This is a genomic window from Streptacidiphilus carbonis (assembly GCF_000787775.1).
In the GTDB taxonomy this organism is placed as follows: Bacteria; Actinomycetota; Actinomycetes; order Streptomycetales; family Streptomycetaceae; genus Streptacidiphilus; species Streptacidiphilus carbonis.
This window is the reverse complement of record NZ_BBPM01000069.1, coordinates 7,577-26,609: the sequence shown is the minus strand read 5'-3', so window position 1 is coordinate 26,609 and position 19,033 is coordinate 7,577. Positions and strand designations below refer to the sequence as shown.

At 72.8% G+C, this 19,033-nt stretch carries 12 protein-coding genes and 1 pseudogene; 5 read left to right on the top strand and 8 right to left on the bottom strand.

Going from position 1 to position 19,033, the window contains the following annotated elements; genetic code table 11:
- Window positions 1-246: 246 nt before the first annotated feature.
- Both rpsO and eccD read right to left on the bottom strand, forming a co-directional pair.
- Complete coding sequence (gene rpsO, locus TR46_RS32930) at window positions 247-537, bottom strand: 30S ribosomal protein S15 (RefSeq protein WP_030265570.1); 291 nt, start codon at window positions 535-537, stop codon at window positions 247-249.
- A gap of 153 nt (window positions 538-690) precedes the next feature.
- Entirely contained in the window at window positions 691-2,172 is a 1,482-nt protein-coding gene (gene eccD, locus TR46_RS32925) for a type VII secretion integral membrane protein EccD (RefSeq protein ID WP_042409318.1), read from the bottom strand.
- Window positions 2,173-2,448: 276 nt separating this feature from the next.
- On the opposite strand from eccD, the gene TR46_RS32920 reads away from it, so the two are divergent.
- Both TR46_RS32920 and TR46_RS32915 read left to right on the top strand, forming a co-directional pair.
- Window positions 2,449-6,399 (top strand): type VII secretion protein EccC, encoded by a 3,951-nt coding sequence (locus TR46_RS32920; RefSeq protein ID WP_042409315.1) that lies wholly within the window; start codon window positions 2,449-2,451, stop codon window positions 6,397-6,399.
- Between the two features lie 398 nt (window positions 6,400-6,797).
- Window positions 6,798-8,204: an APC family permease gene (locus tag TR46_RS32915; RefSeq protein WP_042409312.1), complete on the top strand. Its 1,407-nt coding sequence runs from the start codon at window positions 6,798-6,800 to the stop codon at window positions 8,202-8,204.
- Between the two features lie 42 nt (window positions 8,205-8,246).
- On the opposite strand, the gene mycP is transcribed toward TR46_RS32915, so the two are convergent.
- The 4 genes from mycP to eccB all read right to left on the bottom strand — a co-directional run bounded on the left by mycP (window position 8,247) and on the right by eccB (window position 11,990).
- Window positions 8,247-9,476 (bottom strand): type VII secretion-associated serine protease mycosin, encoded by a 1,230-nt coding sequence (mycP, locus tag TR46_RS32910; protein ID WP_236655627.1) that lies wholly within the window; start codon window positions 9,474-9,476, stop codon window positions 8,247-8,249.
- 118 nt (window positions 9,477-9,594) lie between these two features.
- Complete coding sequence (locus TR46_RS32905; protein WP_042409308.1) at window positions 9,595-9,894, bottom strand: WXG100 family type VII secretion target; 300 nt, start codon at window positions 9,892-9,894, stop codon at window positions 9,595-9,597.
- A 40-nt stretch (window positions 9,895-9,934) separates the two neighbouring features.
- Entirely contained in the window at window positions 9,935-10,246 is a 312-nt protein-coding gene (locus tag TR46_RS32900; protein ID WP_042409303.1) for a WXG100 family type VII secretion target, read from the bottom strand.
- 223 nt (window positions 10,247-10,469) lie between these two features.
- Window positions 10,470-11,990 carry a type VII secretion protein EccB gene (gene eccB / locus TR46_RS32895; RefSeq protein WP_042409299.1) on the bottom strand — a complete coding sequence of 507 codons (1,521 nt, stop codon included), beginning with the start codon at window positions 11,988-11,990 and terminating at the stop codon, window positions 10,470-10,472.
- Between the two features lie 193 nt (window positions 11,991-12,183).
- On the opposite strand from eccB, the gene eccE reads away from it, so the two are divergent.
- The 3 genes from eccE (at window position 12,184) to TR46_RS32880 (ending at window position 16,548) form a co-directional block, all read left to right on the top strand.
- Window positions 12,184-13,530, top strand: a complete 1,347-nt coding sequence (eccE, locus tag TR46_RS32890) for a type VII secretion protein EccE (protein ID WP_042409293.1) — start codon at window positions 12,184-12,186, stop codon at window positions 13,528-13,530.
- 14 nt (window positions 13,531-13,544) lie between these two features.
- Window positions 13,545-14,282 carry a hypothetical protein gene (locus TR46_RS32885; RefSeq protein ID WP_236655625.1) on the top strand — a complete coding sequence of 246 codons (738 nt, stop codon included), beginning with the start codon at window positions 13,545-13,547 and terminating at the stop codon, window positions 14,280-14,282.
- A 94-nt stretch (window positions 14,283-14,376) separates the two neighbouring features.
- Window positions 14,377-16,548 carry a MinD/ParA family ATP-binding protein gene (locus tag TR46_RS32880; protein WP_042409290.1) on the top strand — a complete coding sequence of 724 codons (2,172 nt, stop codon included), beginning with the start codon at window positions 14,377-14,379 and terminating at the stop codon, window positions 16,546-16,548.
- Window positions 16,549-16,646: 98 nt separating this feature from the next.
- Here TR46_RS32880 and TR46_RS32875 read toward each other — a convergent pair whose 3' ends face one another.
- Together TR46_RS32875 and TR46_RS32870 are read right to left on the bottom strand one after the other, a co-directional pair.
- Complete coding sequence (locus TR46_RS32875) at window positions 16,647-17,600, bottom strand: bifunctional riboflavin kinase/FAD synthetase (RefSeq protein ID WP_042409288.1); 954 nt, start codon at window positions 17,598-17,600, stop codon at window positions 16,647-16,649.
- 35 nt (window positions 17,601-17,635) lie between these two features.
- Window positions 17,636-19,033 (bottom strand): annotated as a pseudogene (locus tag TR46_RS32870) (serine protease); the annotation flags it as partial.

Sequence of the window (19,033 nt, the reverse complement as noted above, 5' to 3'; positions counted from 1 at the left end):
CGGTGGCGCCGGCGGTCGGGATGCGTGTGGACGCTCCGCGTCTTTGCGGGCGGCGACCGGTCCGGTCGTCCCGCGGTGTCGGCCCTCTCGTCGTCACGCGCGGCGCGCGTAGCCGGAGGGCGCTCCACCCTTCGTTCTCACCTTACGCACGCAGTCTTTCCCACGCGTGCGCCCGGCCCAACCATTCGGGTCCGGGATGTGCCGAAGGGCGGCTCCCCGTGCTGGGAGCCGCCCCCGGGCGACGTACTAGCGGGCCGCGCCGGCGGCACCGCGGCGGATGCCGAGGCGGTCCACCAGGGTACGGAAGCGCTCGATGTCCTTCTTGGCCAGGTACTGCAGCAGACGGCGGCGCTGGCCGACGAGGAGCAGCAGGCCACGACGCGAGTGGTGGTCGTGCTTGTGGGTCTTGAGGTGCTCGGTCAGGTCCGAGATACGGCGGCTGAGCATGGCGACCTGGACCTCGGGGGAGCCGGTGTCGCCCTCCTTGGTGCCGAACTCGTCCATGATCTGCTTCTTGACAGCGGCGTCGAGGGCCACAGCAACTCCTTGGTGTCTCAGTGGTGCCGGATGGTCCTGGTCTGCTTCACAGGAACTCGTGGAACCCGGCGGCGGGGTGCAAGGCAGGCCTTGCAACCCTGCACCAGCCTACCAGCGCGGCAGAGTACACCTTGACAGCGTTGCGCGGGACCCTCAGCTGGTGAAGCTGCGGACCGTGGAGTAGACGTCGAGGACGGCCAGCGCCAGCGGGATCAGCGAGATCAGCAGCAGGCTGTCGACCAGGTCCAGGATCCGGCCCCAGAACGGGGTGACCCCGCGGGTGGGCACGATCAGGGCGACGCCGACCAGCAGCGCCGCGCCGATGGCGATGGCCGCGCCCAGACCCAGGACGTGCACGTCGACGGCCGAGGTCCTGGCGATGTTCGCGATCAGGAAGCTCTGCAGGTTCAGCGAGATGCCGACCACCAGCAGGCCGAGGCTGAGCAGGCCGGCCCCGAGCAGGCAGATGACCTGGGTGGTGTGCCGGAACAGCCGGGCGCGGAGCATCGTGGCCAGGCCGAGGACCAGCGCGAGCACCTCCGGCCAGGTGCTGTCGGTGAAGGCCAGCACGGCCGAGCTGCCGATGACGACGGCGGCGCAGCCGCCGACCAGCCCGACCAGCAGTTCGTGGCCGCGGCGCGCCTTGGCGGCGATCCGGGTGTAGTCGGCCGGGTCCTCCTCGGCCGGCTGGCCGCCGGACTGGGCGCCGAACCGGTTCCCGGCGTTGGGGTCGATCTGCTGCGGGGCGTGGAAGGCGACCGGCAGCCGGGCGAACCGGGCCGAGAGCTGGGGCAGGAAGCCGATCAGGGCGACGGCGACGACCGCGGCGGCCGCGGCCACCTGGCGGGCCGAGGCGTCGGTGAGGATGGCGGCGAAGGTGGCCGCGGTGCCGGCGGCGGAGACCACGGTGGCAGCCACGAACGGTGCGTCACCACCGGGCATCAGCGCGGTCAGCAGCACCGACAGGATCAGCACGGCGACACAGCCGACCAGGAACTGGACCCGGCCCGGCCCGTGGGTCATGGCCTGGTTCTGGCTGATCGCGATGATCCCCGAGCCGCCGATCAGCGCGTGCGGCAGCGCGGCCAGCCCCAGCGCCAGGGCCGTGCCGCGGTCGCCGTAGACCCGGGCCCGGACTCCGGCCAGGGCGGTGAGCACCAGGGCGGTGACACCGGAGAGCAGCCCGGGCAGCGAGTGCATGTCGTGGCGCAGGTCGCAGAACCACAGCGCGAAGCCGAGCAGCACCAGCATCACCACGCCGCCGATCAGCGCGGCGCCGCGCATCAGCTGCGGGCCCCACAGGCTGCGGTCGGCGGAGACCGCGGTGGCGATGGCCTCGGCCACGTCGTCGTACACGGCCGGGGGCAGCGAGTCGGCGAAGGGGCGCAGGCTGAGCAGGTCGCCGTCGCGGACCTGCTGGGCGACCAGCGGGAGGCTGCTGTCGAGCACCGTGCCGTCGCGGCGCACCAGGTGGAAGCCGGTGGGCGCGCCCTCGGGCAGGGTCTGCCCGGACAGTCGCAGCACCTCGGGGTAGACGTCGGCCAGGGGGATGTCCTCGGGCAGTGCGACATCGATCCGGCTGTCCGGTGCGACGACGGTGACCCGGCAGAATCCGGTGGCTGCGCTGGTGCTCACCCGGAGCCCCTCCCCCTGTGCGTGTTGTGGCTCTGTCAGCGGCTCACCCTACCGGCAACCGCGGGCCGTGCCGCGCCCGGTCGGGAGGGCCGCGGCACCGCTGCTGTGTGCACGACCGCTCCATATAGAGGAGAGGGTGGGGAGTTCCGACCCCTGGCCTGCCCCTGTCACGGTAGGGACTAGGATCGGCCCCTGCGGAGAGCGGTGACACGGGGAGCGCCAGCGGCGACCGTCCGTGCCCGTCAGGGGACTCGACAGGACGAGGCTGGTACGACCTTGAGCGTGGTAACCGTCAAGCGACCGCCGCGGGTTCACCCGCCGGAGGTGCCGAGCGAGGAAGTCCGCCTGGAATCGCCGCCCGAACTCCCCCGCGGCGACGGCGGCAAGTGGTGGCAGGCGCTGCTGCCGATGCTCGCCACCGCGGGTTCGGCCGCCTTCTTCTTCATGCCCGGCATGCAGATGATGATGAAGGTGATGGGCGGGATGATGGTCGCCTCGACCGTCGCCATGGCCGTCGCCCAGGTCAGCTCGCAGCGCAAGGGCGGCGGCGGGGAGATGGAGGACGCCCGCCGCGACTACCTCAAGTACCTGGCCCAGCTGCGCAAGCAGGTCCGCCGCACCGCGGCCGGCCAGCGTGACGCCCAGCTCTACCTGCATCCCGCCCCGGACCAGCTGTGGGCCGTGGTCGCCGAGGGCCGCCGGCTGTGGGAGCGCCGCGCCTCCGACAGCGACTTCGCCCAGATCAGGCTGGGCACCGGACCGCAGCAGCTGTCGACCCGTCTGGTCCCGCCGCAGACCGCCCCGGTGGACGAGCTCGAACCGCTGACCGCCGAGGCGATGAAGAGCTTCCTCGCCGTCCACGGCACCCTGCCCGACCTGCCGCTGGCCGTTTCCCTGCGGGCCTTCTACCACCTCACCGTGTCCGGCGACCCGGACACCGTGTACGGGACGGTGCGCGCCGCACTGGCGCAGCTGAGCACCCTGCACTCCCCCGACGACCTGATGGTCGGCATCGCCGCCGCCCCGGGCGCCGGACCGGAGTGGGAGTGGGCCAAGTGGCTGCCCCATGTCCAGCACCCCACCGAGTCGGACGGCGCCGGCTCCGCCCGGATGATCTGCACCTCGCTGGACGCCCTGGAGGACATGCTCGCCGACCAGCTGACCGGTCGGGCCCGGTTCCACCGCGACGCCACCCCGGTGCCGGAGCAGCCGCACCTGGTCGTCGTCCTGGACGGCGCCGCGGTCGGCGCCGACTCGGTGCTGGCCAGCGGCGAGGGGCTGCAGGGCGTGACCGTCATCGAGGTCATCCCCGGCGACCTGGACGAACCGCGCGGCGCCCTCGCCGTGGTGGTCGGGCCCGAGCAGATGCAGCTCACCTCCGCGGGCGGCAGCGTGTACCGCGGCCGGCCGGACGTGCTCAGCGCCTGGCAGGCCGAGGCACTGGCCCGGCAGCTCGCCCCGCTGCGGGCCTCGATCGGCGACGACGACGAGCCGCTGCTGGCCAACCTGGACTTCACCGACCTGATGGGCGTCGGCGACGCCATGTCCGTGGACGTGGCCAGGACCTGGCGGCCCCGGCCGATGCACGACAAGCTGCGCGTCCCGATCGGTCTGGGCGCCGGCGGCGAGCCGGTGATGCTGGACCTGAAGGAGGCGGCGCTGGAGGGCATGGGCCCGCACGGCCTGTGCGTCGGCGCGACCGGCTCCGGCAAGTCGGAGCTGCTGCGCACCCTGGTGCTCGGTCTGGCGATGACGCACTCCTCGGAGGTGCTGAACTTCGTCCTGGCCGACTTCAAGGGCGGTGCGACCTTCGCCGGCATGGCCGACATGCCGCACACCTCGGCGGTCATCACCAACATGGCCGAGGAGCTCACCCTGGTCGACCGGATGCGCGACTCCATCACCGGCGAGCTGAACCGCCGTCAGGAGCTGCTCCGCGCGGCCGGCAACTACGCCAACATCCACGACTACGAGCGGGCCCGCGCCGCCGGCGCCCCGCTGGAGCCGCTGCCCTCGCTGCTGCTGATCATCGACGAGTTCAGCGAGCTGCTCACCGCCAAGCCCGACTTCATCGAGATGTTCATCCAGATCGGCCGGATCGGCCGCTCCCTGGGCGTGCACCTGCTGCTGGCCTCGCAGCGGCTGGAGGAAGGCCGGCTGCGCGGTCTGGACACCTATCTCTCCTACCGGATCGGGCTGCGGACCTTCTCCGCCGCCGAGTCCCGGGCGGCGCTCGGTGTCCCCGACGCGTACCACCTGCCGCCGGTGCCCGGTGTCGGCTATCTGAAGTTCGGCACCGACGTGATGGCGCAGTTCAAGGCCGCCTATGTGTCCGGCCCCTACCGCAGCGGCGCCGTCCAGGAGTCCACCGGCCGGGTGCACCGGCAGCGCCCGGTGCTGTTCACCGGGGCGCCGGTGGCCAAGCCGCTGCTGCCGCTGAACGAGATGGAGCCGGAGGCCCCGCGCCGCCAGGACGACGCGCTGGCGGACACCGTGCTGGACGTGATCGTCGACCGGCTGGAGGGCCAGGGGCCGCCGGCCCACCAGGTGTGGCTGCCGCCGCTCAGCGAGGCGCCGCCGCTGGACCAACTGCTGCCGCCGCTCGGCGCGACGCCCGACCGGGGGCTGTGCGCACCCGAGTACGCCGGGACCAGTCGTCTGGTCGCCCCGATCGGCCTGGTCGACAAGCCCTTCGAGCAGCGCCGCGACCTGCTGTACCTGGACTTCTCCGGGGCGGCCGGGCACGGCATGGTGGTGGGCGGTCCCCGCTCCGGGAAGTCCACCCTGCTGCGCACCATGATCAGCTCTTTCGCGCTCACCCACACCGCTTCCGAGGTGCAGTTCTACCTGCTGGACTTCGGCGGCGGCGGCATGATCGGCATGCAGGGACTGCCGCATGTCGGCGGGGTCGCCGGACGGCTGGACGCCGACAAGGTGCGCCGCATGATCAGCGAGGTCTCCGGGCTGCTGACCCAGCGCGAGGAGCTGTTCCGGGCGCAGGGCATCGACTCCATCGCAACCTTCCGCAACCGGCGCAAGAACGGCTCGCTGCCGGGCGAGCAGTACGGCGACGTGTTCCTGGTCATCGACGGCTGGCTGACCTTCCGTCAGGAGTTCGAGCTGCTGGAGCCGCTGGTCACCGACATCGCCCAGCGCGGTCTGGCGTACGGGGTGCACGTGGTGGTGGGCGCCTCCCGCTACGGCGAGATCCGTCCGGCGCTGAAGGACCTGCTGCAGACCCGGGTCGAGCTCAAGCTCGGCGACCCGATGGAGTCGGAGATCGACCGCAGGGTCGCCCAGAACGTGCCGGCCGGAGCGCCGGGCCGCGGTCTGACCGCCGACAAGCTGCACTTCCTGGGCGGCCTGCCCCGGATCGACGGCTCCAGCGGGATCGACGACCTCGCCGACGGCGTGACCGCGTTCGTCCAGGCGGTGAACAGCTCCTGGACCGGACCGCGCGCGCCCCAGGTGCGGATGCTGCCCGAGGTGCTGGCCGCCGACCGGCTGCCCAAGGGCTTCGAGCACCCCGAGCAGGGCATCGCCATCGGCATCGACGAGAACTCGCTGTCGCCGGTGTTCCTCAACTTCGACTCCGACTCGCACTTCATCGTCTTCGGCGACGGCGAGACCGGTAAGACGGCACTGCTGCGGCTGCTGCTCAAGGGCATCACCGAGCGCTACACGCCGGACCAGGCCCGGATCGTCATCGGCGACTACCGGCGCTCGCTGCTGGGCGTGGTCACCACACCGCACCTGCTGGAGTACGCGGCCGCGCAGCCGGCCCTGCAGGCGTTCCTCGGCGACATCAGGGGCTCGATGGAGCGCCGCATCCCCGGCCCGGACGTCACCCAGGAGCAGCTGCGGGACCGCAGCTGGTGGTCGGGCGCCGAGCTGTTCCTGGTCATCGACGACTACGACCTGGTCGCCACCTCGACCGGCAACCCGCTGCAGCAACTGCTGGAGGTGCTGCCCTTCTCCAAGGACATCGGGCTGCACATCATCATCGCCCGCCGCTCCGGCGGCGCGGGCCGCGCGCTGTACGAGCCGGTGATGCAGCGGCTGAAGGAGTTGGGCGCGCAGGGCATCGTGCTGTCCGGCGACCGGGACGAGGGCGTGCTGCTCGGCAACGTCAGGCCGCAGCCGATGCCGCCGGGCCGGGGCGTGCTGGTCACCCGCAGGCGCGGCACCTTCACGGTGCAGACGGGCTGGCTGGGGCAGCAGCAGTAAATCGTTATCCGGACACCGCAGTCCGATCCGAAGGGGTCGCTGAGTGATTCGTCACTCGGCGGCCCCTTTCCCCATGCCTGGAAGCTGGTCGAAGATCCGCAAGGACCGTAGGGAAAATGCGATCTTTTCCTTTCAATCAAAGGTAATAATTTCATAGAGCGATTGATGCAGAGGCAAATGGACAAAGGGGTTATTTGTCTCAGATCACTGATGGGCCATCACATCGGTTGTCGATCAGCCGTGCGGCAACGAAATCCGAAGCAAATCGGCCCTTGACGCCCCGTTAACAGCAGGGGTTACATGGCCGCCGGAGAGCGACAGATTCGCAGCAGCCAATCCGACCGGAGGCGATACCGCTTCTCCCGCACCAGAGCCCCACCGATCCGATCGGAACGCACATGACCGACATCCTGAGCAAGCCGCCCCAGGACCGCATCCCCGTCACGGACGTCCCGCAGGCCGACGAGCCGCAGAAGCTCAAGCGCTCGCTCGGCGTCGTCGGCGGGACCCTGCTCACGCTGTCGTGCGTGACCCCGGCGTCCTCGCTGTTCGTGCTGGTGCCGGCTGCCTTCGCCAGTCTCGGCACCGGGACCGCGCTCACCCTGCTGATCGCCATGGTCCTGTGCGTCGGGGTGGCCTGGTGCTACTCCGAGCTCGGCACGCTGATCCCCAGCGCGGGCGGCGAGTACGCGATGGCCGGTCACACCGTGGGCCGCTTCGCCGGATGGCTGGCGTTCATCCAGGCGCTGATCGTCGTCATGATCGTGCCGCCGATCATCGCCCTGGGCACCGCCGAGTACCTGGCGCCCTTGGTGCACGTCGACGCCAAGGTGATGGGCGCGGTGGTGATGCTGGCCGCGACCGTCGTGGGCCTGCTGGACCTGCGGGCCAACGCCTGGATCACCGGCATCTTCCTGTGTCTGGAGGTCGCCGCGGCCTCGCTGGTCGCCGCGCTCGGCTTCGCCCACGCCAACCGGTCGGCGTCGGTGCTGGTCCACCCGCACCTCCCCGGCGGCTCGGTCGGCACCGGCACCATCATCATCGGATTGGCCGGGGCACTGTTCATCACCCAGGGCTTCTCCACCGCGGTCTACCTGGCCGAGGAGATGGACCGCCCGCAGCGCACCGTCCCGCGCACGGTGATGTGGACGCTGGTCATCGGCTCCGCCGTGATCCTGGTCCCGGTCGTCGCCATCACCCTGGGCGCGCCCACCCTCCAGGCCCTGGCCGACGGGGACATCGGCGGCATGGTGACCGCGTGGACCGACTCCACCGTCGGCAACATCGTCAGCCTCTGTGTGGCCCTGGCCATCATCAACGCCGCCATCGTGATGGTGATCCAGAACTCCCGGGTGCTCTACTCCTCCGCCCGCGACAAGGCCTGGCCCGAGCCCGTCAACCGGGCCTTCGCCACCATCAGCACCCGCTTCGGCGCCCCCTGGGTGGCCACCCTGGCGGTCGGCGTCCCCGGCGCCGTGCTCTGCTTCGTCAACCTGGACACCCTCAGCCTGGTCACCGGCGTGGCCGTGACCCTGCTCTACGGCTTCGTCGCCGTCGCGGCGCTGGGCGCACGGCGCGGAAAGCACAGGGAGTCCGGCGCCTGGCGGATGCCGGCCTGGCCGGTCGTGCCGGTGGTCATCCTGGCCGTGCTCGGCTATGTGATGTACACCCAGGAGGCCAAGGCCCTGTGGATCACCGGCGGAATCACCGCGGCCGCCGCCCTGTACTGGGTCTTCTACCTCCGGCCACGGCCGGAGACCCGCTGGGTGATCACCATTCCGGAGGACGAGGAGCCCGCGGTCTGATCCGATCCATCCGAATCGCCCGAACCTGCGTCGCCGTACGGCTCAGCCCGCGCGGCGACGCCCCATGTCGCGGACGACCACGGCGGTGCCGGCGATCAGCAGCACCGCCAGCAGGCCGATGCCCAGCGTGTAGGCGGCGGTGCGGCGGTCCCGGTCGGCCTGGGTCTCGCCGAGCGACATCGGTACCGGCTGCAGCGGCGCTGCCGAGGCCCTGCTCCGCACCGTGGGCACCGCCGCGGACTCCGGAGGAGAGTTGTCCGAGAGGGCCGCGACCGGGTCCACGACGCCCCAGCCGATGTACTGGTTGCGGCCGGCGTCCGTGCGCTGGGCGGTCTGCTCGATCCTGGCGACGATCTGCGCCGACGTCCAGGTCGGGTACTTCTGCTTGAGCAGGGCCGCGACGGCGGCCGCGTAGGGGGCGGCGAAGCTGGTTCCCGAGTCGACGCACTGGCCGCCCTTGGGCACGGTGGAGACCATGTCCACGCCCGGCGCGGCGACCTGCACCGAGGTCCCGGTCTCGGAGAAGCCGTCGGCCCGCTCGTTGTCCCGGTCGGACGCCCCGACGCCGAGCACCCCGGGGAACGAGGCCGGGTAGGTCGGGTCGGAGAGGTTCTCGTTGCCGGCCGCGGCGACGACCACCACCCCCTTGCGGATCGCCTTGGCGATGGCGGCGCCCAGCGGGCCGTCCGGCGACTGGTAGACCGGCTTGCCGTTGGTGGAGACGTCCTGCGAGATGTTGATGACGCCGGCGCCCTTGGAGACGGCCTCGTCGACGGCCTTGGCCATGTTCTTGACGTCGCCCCCGCTGCCCTGGCCGTCGTTCTGGCGCAGCGACAGGATGGTGGCGTCCTTGGCCAGCCCGACGAATCCGGTGCTCGACGCGGGCCGGGCCGCGATGATGCCGGCGACCATGGTGCCGTGGCCGACGGTGTCGGTGAACGCGTTGCCCTTGGAGTCCGTCAGATAGTTCGTCCCGGCGACCACCGCTCCACCGCTGAGCTGCGGATTGGTGTTGTCGACCCCGGTGTCGATGACTGCCACGGTCACCCCCTTGCCGGTGGCGTAGCGCCAGAGCTCGGACAGCAGCACCCGCTGCAGGGACCACGGCTCGCCGGGGATGCTCGCGGCAGGGAAGACGCACTGGCCGTCGGAGGCCAGCGCGGTGCGCGGCGGGTGCGTGAGGGCCGACGCGGGGCCGGGGGCGGTGGCGGCCAGCGCGGCCGCGACGAGCAGCGCCGGGAGCGCACGGCGACGGTTGTGGTGCCTGCTCACTGCTGTTCGGTCCCCCGCGGTGTCCATGGTCGAGAAGGCGTAGTGAAGAACGCGCCGTGCCGGGCCCCGTCTCACGGACCCGGCACGGCGACGGCAACAAGCCTTCAGGCCCGAGAAATCAGGCCCAGATGCCGGCGTTCTTGTTCTCGGTCGACTGGTAGTTCTGCGCGGCGCTGTCCAGCGCCGCGGCGATCTGGGTCAGCACGGTGTGCAGGTCGGTGGCGGAGGAGTTCCACTCCGCCTGACGCGCCTGGTAGCCCTCCTGCGCCTTGCCCTCCCAGCTCTGGGCGATCCGGGAGACGCCGGCCTGCAGGTCGTCGAGCTGCGACTGGACCCGGGCGGCGGTGCTGCGCACCTCTTCGGCGGCGTTCGAGATGGTGGAGAAGCTGACCAGGATGTGGCCGTCAGGGGCAGACATAGATGTCCTCTTTCCGAGCAGTGGTGTGATTGCGGTCAGGTCAGCCGAGGGCCGAGGCGATCTTGCTCATCGAGGACTGCTGGTCCTGCTCGGTACCGGAGTACGAAGCGGTGGTCGCGTCGATGGCTTCCTTGATCTCGTTGAGCACCTTGTTGAGCTTGCCCGCGTCGGCGTTCCACCGCTGCTGGAGCGTGTTGTACGACTGCGCGGCGGAACCCTGCCACCCCGAGGTGATCGAGCTGACCAGGCTCTCCAGCCGGCTGAGCTCGGCCTGGATCTGCGCGTTGACGTCGGAGATGCGGCCCGAAAAAGCACGCATCTCATCGGCGGTAGTCCTGAACTGACCCGACATGTACACCGTCCCCCATGAGACAGACCATCGAGACCGGGGCGCCCTTCCGGGCACCGGCGGCCGACACCACTGCAGTGATGTCCCCCAGCACTCTAGCTGTCATGTGCAACGCCCCCAACACCGGGCTGTGGACAACTTTCCCACCCGGTGCGGGCGGTGCGGACACGCACCGCCCCGGCCTGCGCCGACGTGCCCGACCGGGCCCGCCGACGCTGACGGAAATTCAGGAGCCCTGCTGCTGACCGGCGGCCGCGGTGGTGAGTGCGGGGCCGGCCGAGAGCAGCCCGGTCCAGGTCTCCGGGACCGGCGCCGGCGCGATGCCGCTGTATCCCAGCCTGGCCTGGGCGTTGTCCTGCTGCGCGGCACTCTGGCCGGAGCCGGTCGAACTGCTGCCGGCCGTGGCCGAGGCCCCGGCAGAGGGGCTGCTGCCGTCGGTGTTGAGCTGCACCGGGTAGCGCAGGCCGGTGTCCGTCAGCAGGCTGACCGGGCCGGCCGTGGTGCTGGTCCCGGTGACCGAGCGGAACAGCAGCCCGGTGCCCGGGGTGACGTACACCCCGGCCGTTCCTGACGAACTGTCGACCGGATAGGCCGCACCGGTCCACAGACCCAGCACCGGGACCCCGGACGCCGTGGTGGCACCCGTGTAGACGCTGCAGGCCACCCCGGTGGTCGAGGTGTTCACCTGGCGGACCACCTGCTTCGGCCAGTCCTTGTCGGCCTCGAACTGCGGTTTGTCGTTAGCGCCGGGCACCGCGGCCGCGGACATCACCTGCTCCGTGGTGTTCTCCGGGTGCAGCGCCTGGACCAGGCCGTCGGTGAAGTCGGACATCCGGTGGACGCCGTCCTTCAGCACCACGTAGTGCAGGTACGAGCCGTTGCCGGCCGCCACCCTGAAGGTGTCGCCCACTTTGAAGTCGTGGCCCAGGGCCCGGGTCGGGTCCCCGAAGCCGGTGATCTCGGACTCGGGGATGCTGATGGGGTCGCCGGTCCGCAGGGTGTCCAGCCAGTCCTTGGTCACGGTCTGCGGCTGCGCGAGCGTCGCACCGAAGGCCGCCGTGGCCAGCAGCGTGTCCTGCCCGTTGGCCGCCGTCAACGCGTGCGCCGTGCCGGTCGAGTCGACCAGGTAGGTACCGCTGGGGGCCCGCACGTACAAGGCGTGGCCGGCGTCGACCTGGCCGGCGCCGGACGCCTTGTCGGTGCCGGAGACCTTGGCGGAGTCGGCGCCGCCCAGCACGAACAGCTTCTGGTCGGTGCCGCCCTGGCTGCCGGCGGCCGGCCGCTGGCAGTCGACCCAGGCCTTCGCCGCGGCCGCGTCCTTGGCCGTCGGCAGGCTGTCGGGGGCGTAGGGGATGCCCACGGTCGGCGCGTGCGGGACTTTGCCCGAGTTGAGGACCTTGTCGTCGACCTCCTCCACCGTGGAGCCCGCCGGGAGCAGCAGCCTGGCCGAGGCGATGTTGAGCACCGGGTGCAACTGGTGGTCGATCATCACGTAACGGGTGGTGGTCTCCTTGTCCACGATCACCGCGTTGGCGCTGTCCCAGTGCAGCGGCGCGGTCGGCTTGATCATGCCGTAGGCGCCGAACCCGGCCACGGCCAGCGCTCCCACGATCACCCCGGGCACCACCGCCCGCCTGGGCTTGGGCGCGTCCTCCTCATTGCCCCCGCCGGAAGGCTGGAGGAAGGCCGCGACCGTGCGCCTCCGTGAGAAGGTGTAGGCACTCAGTTCGTTCCGGCGTGACGCCATGCTGTCGACTCTCCCCGTCCCAGTGCTCCGACCCCGCGGGGACCGGTCAGACAACCCGCGCCCGCCCGCGAACCCTACGTACCGTACGGGTACGGTATTGCGATCAGCCAACCGGCCACCCTTCGGGCCGGGGTTCGGGGGGACGCCTCCGAGTCGTGGGAGTGCCGTCCGTCCAGAAAGGTTGACCCGGGGGATGTCGAGCCAGACCGCACCACCGCGCGTCCAACAGCCCCAGGGGCCGTCGGACCGGCCCGGCGCGAACGCGCCCGCGGCCCGCCGCGCGGCCCAGGTCCAGCCGCTGCCGCGGCCCAGGCCGGGCCGGCTCGGACCGCTGCGGCTGCCGCAGCTGGTCCTGTTCGAGATCGCCGCGGTACTGGTCGTGGTCGGCCTCGGCGCCGGCATGAAGGTACTGGTCCCCTGCGGATCCGTGGCCGCGGTGCTGGTGCTGCTGGGGCTCGTGCGCCGGCACGGCCTCACCCCCGCCGAGATGATTCGGGCCAGGTCCGGGCTGCGGAACCGGCAGCGGCGGGCCCGGACGGCCGCCGCCCCGGCCGTCGAGGTCGACCCGGCGATGGCGCCGGTGCTGGAGTGCGAGCCCGCGCTGCGCACCGTGCAGCACACCGTGCAGGTCGAGGGCAGCGCGACCACCGGCCGCCGGGAGCGGCGCGAGATCGGCATGATCGGGGACGGGACCTTCCTGACCGCCGTCATCCAGGTCGAGGCCCTGGACGATCCGCTGCGCCCGGTCCGCGGCGGCCACTCCGGGCTTCCGCTGGACCTGCTGGCCGACGGCCTCCAGGTCGACGACGTGACCGTGGACTCGGTCCAGGTGGTCCAGTACAGCCAGCCGGCCCCCGCGCCGCACCTGCCCGAGCAGGCTCTCGCCGCCCGCGGCTACCGGGAGCTGCCCGACGGCGCCGGCACCCCGGGGCTGCGGATGACCTGGGTCGCCGTCAGGCTGGACCCCGAACTGTGCCGCACCGCCGTGGCCGCCCGCGGCGGCGGCGAGGCGGGCGCCCGCAAGGCGCTGCAGCGCGCCACCGACCAACTGGCCAGCCGCCTGGTCGGCGCCGGGCTGCGGGCGACGGTGCTCGACGCGGGCGGAGTGACCGCCGCCGTCTCCACCGCCACCTGTGCCAGTCCGCTGCGGACCAACGCCTCGGCCACCGGTGACCGCCGCACCTCGGAGACGGCCAGGGCCTGGCGCTGCGACGACCGCTGGCACGCCACCTACTGGATCGGACAGTGGCCCCGGCTCACCGCGCCGGGTACCGGCACGGACGCCGCCGGGCTGGTGAACCTGCTGACCGGGATGCCGGCACTGGGCACCAGCTTCGGACTGACGCTGCGTCAGGCCGGGGGCGGCTCCGTGGCGCTGAGCGGACACGTCCGGGTGACCGCGCGCGGCGAGGGTGACCTCGATCAGGTGACCAGGCAGTTGGAGAACCGGGCCAGGAGCGCCGGGGTGGGGCTGGTCCGGCTCGACCACGAACAGGTCCCCGGCCTGCTGGCGACGCTGCCGCTGGGCGGCACTCGGTGAGGGGAGCAGGCACGGTGAGCACGGTGGAGGCAGTCGGCCCGGGAACCCGGCGGGCGCTGCCCGGCTTCGGACTGCGCGGGCCGCAACGGGAACAGCATGTGCTGAGCCGGGAGCAGTTGTCGTCGATGACGCTGCCGGTCGGCGACGACGGCGTGGTGATCGGCGTGGACGGCGCCGGCGCCCCCGCGGTGATCGGGCTGTTCCGGCCCAGTGCCTACGAGGTGATCCTGGTCGGCGGGGTGTGGACGGCGCAGCTGATCGCGCTGCGGGCGGCCGCGACCGGCGCCCGCGTCGCCGTGGAGACCGCCCGGCACCAGGCCTGGGCGTCGGTGGCCCAGGCCGCCGGCGGCGGCCAGCCCTGCGTCACGGTGCACCCGGTGGGCCGGATCGGTCCGCAGGGCGCATCGGTCGCCGCTCCGGTGCTGGTGGTGCGGGACTGCGGCGCGCGGCCGCCGCGGAGCCGGCTCTCGGCCGGCCCCTGGCAGACCACGCTGACGCTGCTGCCCTTCCTCGGTCCCGGCGCGGAGCGGCTGCTGGCCGGTGCCGACCTGATCGGCGTCCAGCGGGTCGCCCCGCAGGAGGCGGCACTGGCCGGACAGGCGCTGGAACTGCCGCCCGGCGAGGTCGGGGCGCTCTCCACGCTCGGCGACGGGGTGACCCTCTGGGGCAACCGCAGGCGGCGGGTGTTCGTGATGAGCGGACCGACCGGGGCCGAGGCCCAGTTGCTGGGGCAGGCTCGAAGGGTCGACTGAGTCGGCGCGGCAACGACGGCGCGAGGGGGTCTGCCAGGCACGTCGCCTGGTTGACTACCCTGGTGCATCACGGAGGCGAACGAGAGGGACAGCAGTGACGAGCGATCGCGACGGCGTCTATGTCGGCGACCCTGCGCCGGACGAAGACGAGGAGTGGTCGGACGCGCCCGAATACACGCCTCCGGCCTGGTACACCCAGAACGCGCAGCAGGTGGGCCCGGCCCAGTCGGCCGCGCCCGAACCGCCGCCGCCCGCGCCCTTCGTGCCCGCGCAGGCCTACGAGGCGCCGCGAACCCCCGCCCTCGGCGTACAGGCGCCGCCGCCCGCGCAGGACGCGGCACCGGTCGTGCAGGACGCGCCGCCTGTCCAGGACGCGGCACCGGCCGCGCCCGAGCCCCAGCCCGAACCTGCGCCTGCGCCTGCGCCGGTGGCCGATTCGGCGTCTGGGCCGGTGGACGCGATCCCGGTCGGCGCCGATCTGCGCAAGCAGCCGGGCCGGGAACCCGAGCGGGAGCAGCAGGAGATCGTCGAGCCGGTCGGGGTGACGCCGGAGGCGGAGCCCGAGGCCTCGTCAGAACCCGTGCCCGAGCCCGCGGCCCCGGCCATGGAAGCGCCGGTCCCGCCGCAGGCCTACCGTCCTGCCACCGAGGAGGCCCAACTGCCGCCGGTCCCGCCGGTGTCGCAGCAGCCGCAGCCGCCCCGGCCGGCGCCGTGGCCGCAGCAGCAGCCCCCACAGCAGCAGTGGGCCCCGCCCGCGCCGGAACCGGTGCCGGCGCCCGTACCCGTCGAGCAGCAGCCGCAGTGGACGCCGCCGCCGGTGCCCCCGCCGACCGCCGAGCAGCACCAACAGCAGCCTCCGCAGCAGTGGGCCCCGCCAGGCCCTCAGGGCCCCCAGGCCCCCGAGGCGCAGTACTCGCAGCAGCCGCCACAGCCCCAGCAGCAGTGGGCGCCTGCACAGCCGCCGGTCGATCCGCGTCAGGGCGGCTGGCCGCAGCAGCAGCCCGGGGCGGCTCCCGGTGCGCCGCTCGGCTACACCGCCGCTGTCGAGCTGTCCTCGGACCGACTGCTGCGCAAGCAGCCCGACGAGCGCCGCAGCACCCCGCGGTTCCGCTTCGGCGGCAAGGCGGCCGAGGCGGACCGCCAGCAGAAGCTGGCGATCATCCGCACCCCGGTGATGAGCTGCTACAAGATCGCGGTCATCAGCCTCAAGGGCGGCGTCGGCAAGACCACGACCACCACCGCGCTGGGCGCCACGCTGGCCTCGGAGCGGCAGGACAAGGTCATCGCCGTCGACGCCAACCCCGACGCGGGCACGCTCGGCCGACGGGTGCGCCGGGAGACCGGTGCCACCATCCGCGACCTGGTCACCGCGATCCCGCACCTCAGCAGCTACATGGACGTCCGCCGCTACACCTCGCAGGCGCCCAGCGGCCTGGAGATCCTGGCCAACGACGTCGACCCGGCGGTGTCCACCACCTTCAACGACGAGGACTACCGCCAGGTCATCAACTTCCTGGGCCGGCAGTACCCGATCGTGCTGACCGACTCGGGCACCGGCCTGCTCTACAGCGCGATGCGCGGTGTGCTGGACCTCGCCGACCAGCTGATCGTGGTCTCCACCCCCAGCGTGGACGGTGCGAGCAGCGCCAGCACCACACTGGACTGGCTCTCCGCGCACGGCTACGCCGACCTGGTGCAGCGCAGCATCACGGTGGTCTCCGGAGTGCGCGAGACCTCCAAGATGATCAAGATCGACGACATCGTCGCCCACTTCCAGACCCGCTGCCGCGGCGTCATCGTGGTGCCCTTCGACGAGCACCTCTCGGCCGGCGCCGAGGTCGACCTGGGCCGGATGCGGCCGAAGACCCGGGAGGCGTACTTCGACCTCGCGGCGATGGTGGCCGCGGACTTCCCGAGGACCCAGCCGCAGCCGCTCGGATGGCCCGGCGGCCCGCAGGGCCAGCCGGGCGGGCAGGGGCCGTACGGACAGCCGCAGGCGCCCTACGGGCATCCCCAGGGCCCCTACGGGCAGCCGCAGCAGCCGCCGGCGCCCCCGCAGCCGTACGGACAGCAGCCGTACCCCCAGCAGAACTACCCGGAGCAGCAGCCCTATCCGGAGCAGCACTACCCGGAGCAGCCGCCGTACCCGGGTGAGCCGCAGCCGTACCCCGCGGACCAGCAGCCGCACCCGGAGCAGCCGCCGCAGGGCTGGGCCCCGCCGCAGCCGCCCCCGCCGCCGGGCTACTACCCGCCGCAGGAGCAGTGACCGAAGGAGGGAGGCACCCGGACCGGGTGCCTCCCTCCCTTTCGGCTTCCACGGCGTCGCGGCGCGGCCGCTCGGCCCCGCGGCTTCCGCCCGAGCTGTCAGTCCGTCATCTCCCGGGCCCGCTTGACGTCGACCGCCATCCGGTCCAGCAGCGCGTCGATGGTGTCGAACTTCTCCATCCCGCGCAGGTACGCCAGGAAGTCCACGCTGACGTGCAGCCCGTACAGGTCCAGGCCGACCCGGTCGATCGCATAGGCCTCGACGGTGCGGGCGGTGCCGTCGAAGGTCGGGTTGGTGCCCACCGAGATCGCCGCCGGCATGCGCTCGCCGTCGGCGGTGAGCCAGCCCGCGTACACCCCGTCGGCGGGGATGGCCGTGTGCGGCAGCGTCTCCACATTGGCGGTGGGGTAGCCGAGCTCGCGTCCGCGCTGCGCGCCGCGCACCACGGTGCCCTCGACCCGGTGCGGGCGGCCCAGCACCTCGGCCGCGCCGGCCACGTCGCCCTCGGCGACCAGCCGGCGGGCCAGCGAGGAGGAGCAGGGCACGGCCTCGCCGTCGGCATCGCCGCCGTGCGCCGCCCCGACCGTCAGATCGCAGACGTCCACGGCGAAGCCGAACTGCCGGCCGAGTTCGGCGAGCAGCTTGACGTCACCGGAAGCACGGTGCCCGAAGCGGAAGTTGGGCCCCTCGACGATCAGCTCCGTGCGCAGCGCGTCGACCAGCACCCGCTCGACGAACTCCTCCGGTGCGAGCTGCGAGAAGGCCAGGGTGAACGGGATCACCAGCACCGCGTCGACGCCCAGCTCCGCCATCAGCTCGGCGCGGCGCCGGTGCGAGGCCAGCAGCGGCGGGTGGCTGCCGGGGCGGACCACCTCGCTGGGGTGCGGGTCGAAGGTGACCACGACGGAGCGGGCGCCTAGCTCCCGGGCGTGCTCGACCACCTTGCTGATGATCAGTTGGTGGCCCCGGTGCACCCCGTCGAAGGAGCCGATGGTGACGACGCTGCGCCCCCAGTCCCCGGGGACTTCCTCCAGGCCATGCCAGCGCTGCACCCTGACCGCTCCTCGTTCGCTTGTCGCTGTGACACCTATAGCCTGCCATGCGGCTGATCGCTGCCCCGCATTGGCTCGGCCTCGCGAAGGACGGACAGCAGTTCCCGGTGCAGCGGGTCACGGCTGTCGGCCAGCGCGTCGCGGAAGGCCGCGAGCACCGGTGGCGGCTGGTCGGCGAGGTCCCGGAGGAAGGGCAGCAGCACCGCCAGCTCGGCCGGTCCGTACCGGGTGCGGGCCGCCAGCCAGGCGGCGACGTGCCCGGCCGCCTCCGGGTGCAGGGCGAGGTACTCCCCGACCAGCCGGGCCGCGGCCGCCCTGGCGTGCGGGGCCTGCGTCGCACCCAGGGTGCGCAGGACGGCTGCGGCCTCCTCCCCCGGCTGGTGCATCCGGGCCCGGTAGCCGGAGAGGACCAGCGAGGGGTGGCCGTCCAGGGCCGGCGCCAGCGAGCGGGGCGTCAGATGGGGGTCGGCGGCGGCATAGCGGTCCACGGCGGCCGCCAGGTACCGGCCCCGGGTCGCCGGGTCGGCCACCAGCACGGCCAGCGCGGCGCCGTGGAGTTCCTGCTCGGCGCCGCGGGCCAGCAGGGCCTCGGCGGCATAGCGGAGCAGCGCCAGGTCGGCTTCGGCGGCCGATGTCCGCGCGCCCGGTGCCCCCGCACCCGGCATGCGGTCGGTGGCCGGTGCCAGGGCCAGTGCCAGGGCCGGCGCGTGCACCGCGGCGGCCACATGGCGTTCGGGGCGCGGGTCGTGGGCCCAGCGGTCGACGGCCCGGCACATCGCCGACGGCTCGACCGCCACCAGCTCCCGCAGGAGGGCGTCGGCGCGAGGATGGGCGGCGGCGGCGAGTGCTTCGGCCAGGTCGTCCAGGCCGGTGCTGCGGTGGCTGCGCAGCAGTTGCAGCGCGGCCGGGGCCGACTGCTCGTCCCTGAGCCAGCCGCAGAGGGCCGGGAAGGCCTCGGCGGGCTCGGCGGCGAGCAGCGCGGCCACCGCCTCCGGCGGTTCCGCCGTGCCGCTGCGGGACAGCAGCCGCAGCAGGTCCATCCGCACCGGGAGCGCCAGCGGCAGCCCGGTCCAGAGGCTCAGCGGCAGCGTCGGCTCACCGGCCCGGGCCCGGGCCGCCATCCTGGCGGCGAGGGAGCGCAGCAGCGGCAGATAGGGATCCGCGTCCGGCAGCCGCAGCAGCACCGAGACCAGTAGCGCCGAAGCCCACCAGCGCGCCTCGCTGTCCGGGGGCGCGGCGTCGGGGCCGTCCAGGTGCAGGACCAGTCGGCTGAGCCAGGCCTCCAGGGCGACCGGGTCGTCCTGGAGCCGCAGCAGCGCCTCGCGCACCGGACCGATCCGATGGTGCGGGACCGGGCCGGGCACGGGCGGCGGCTGCGGCGGCGGCACGGCGTGGCCGCGCGGACCGCCGCGGCGGTGCGTGCCGTGCTGCAC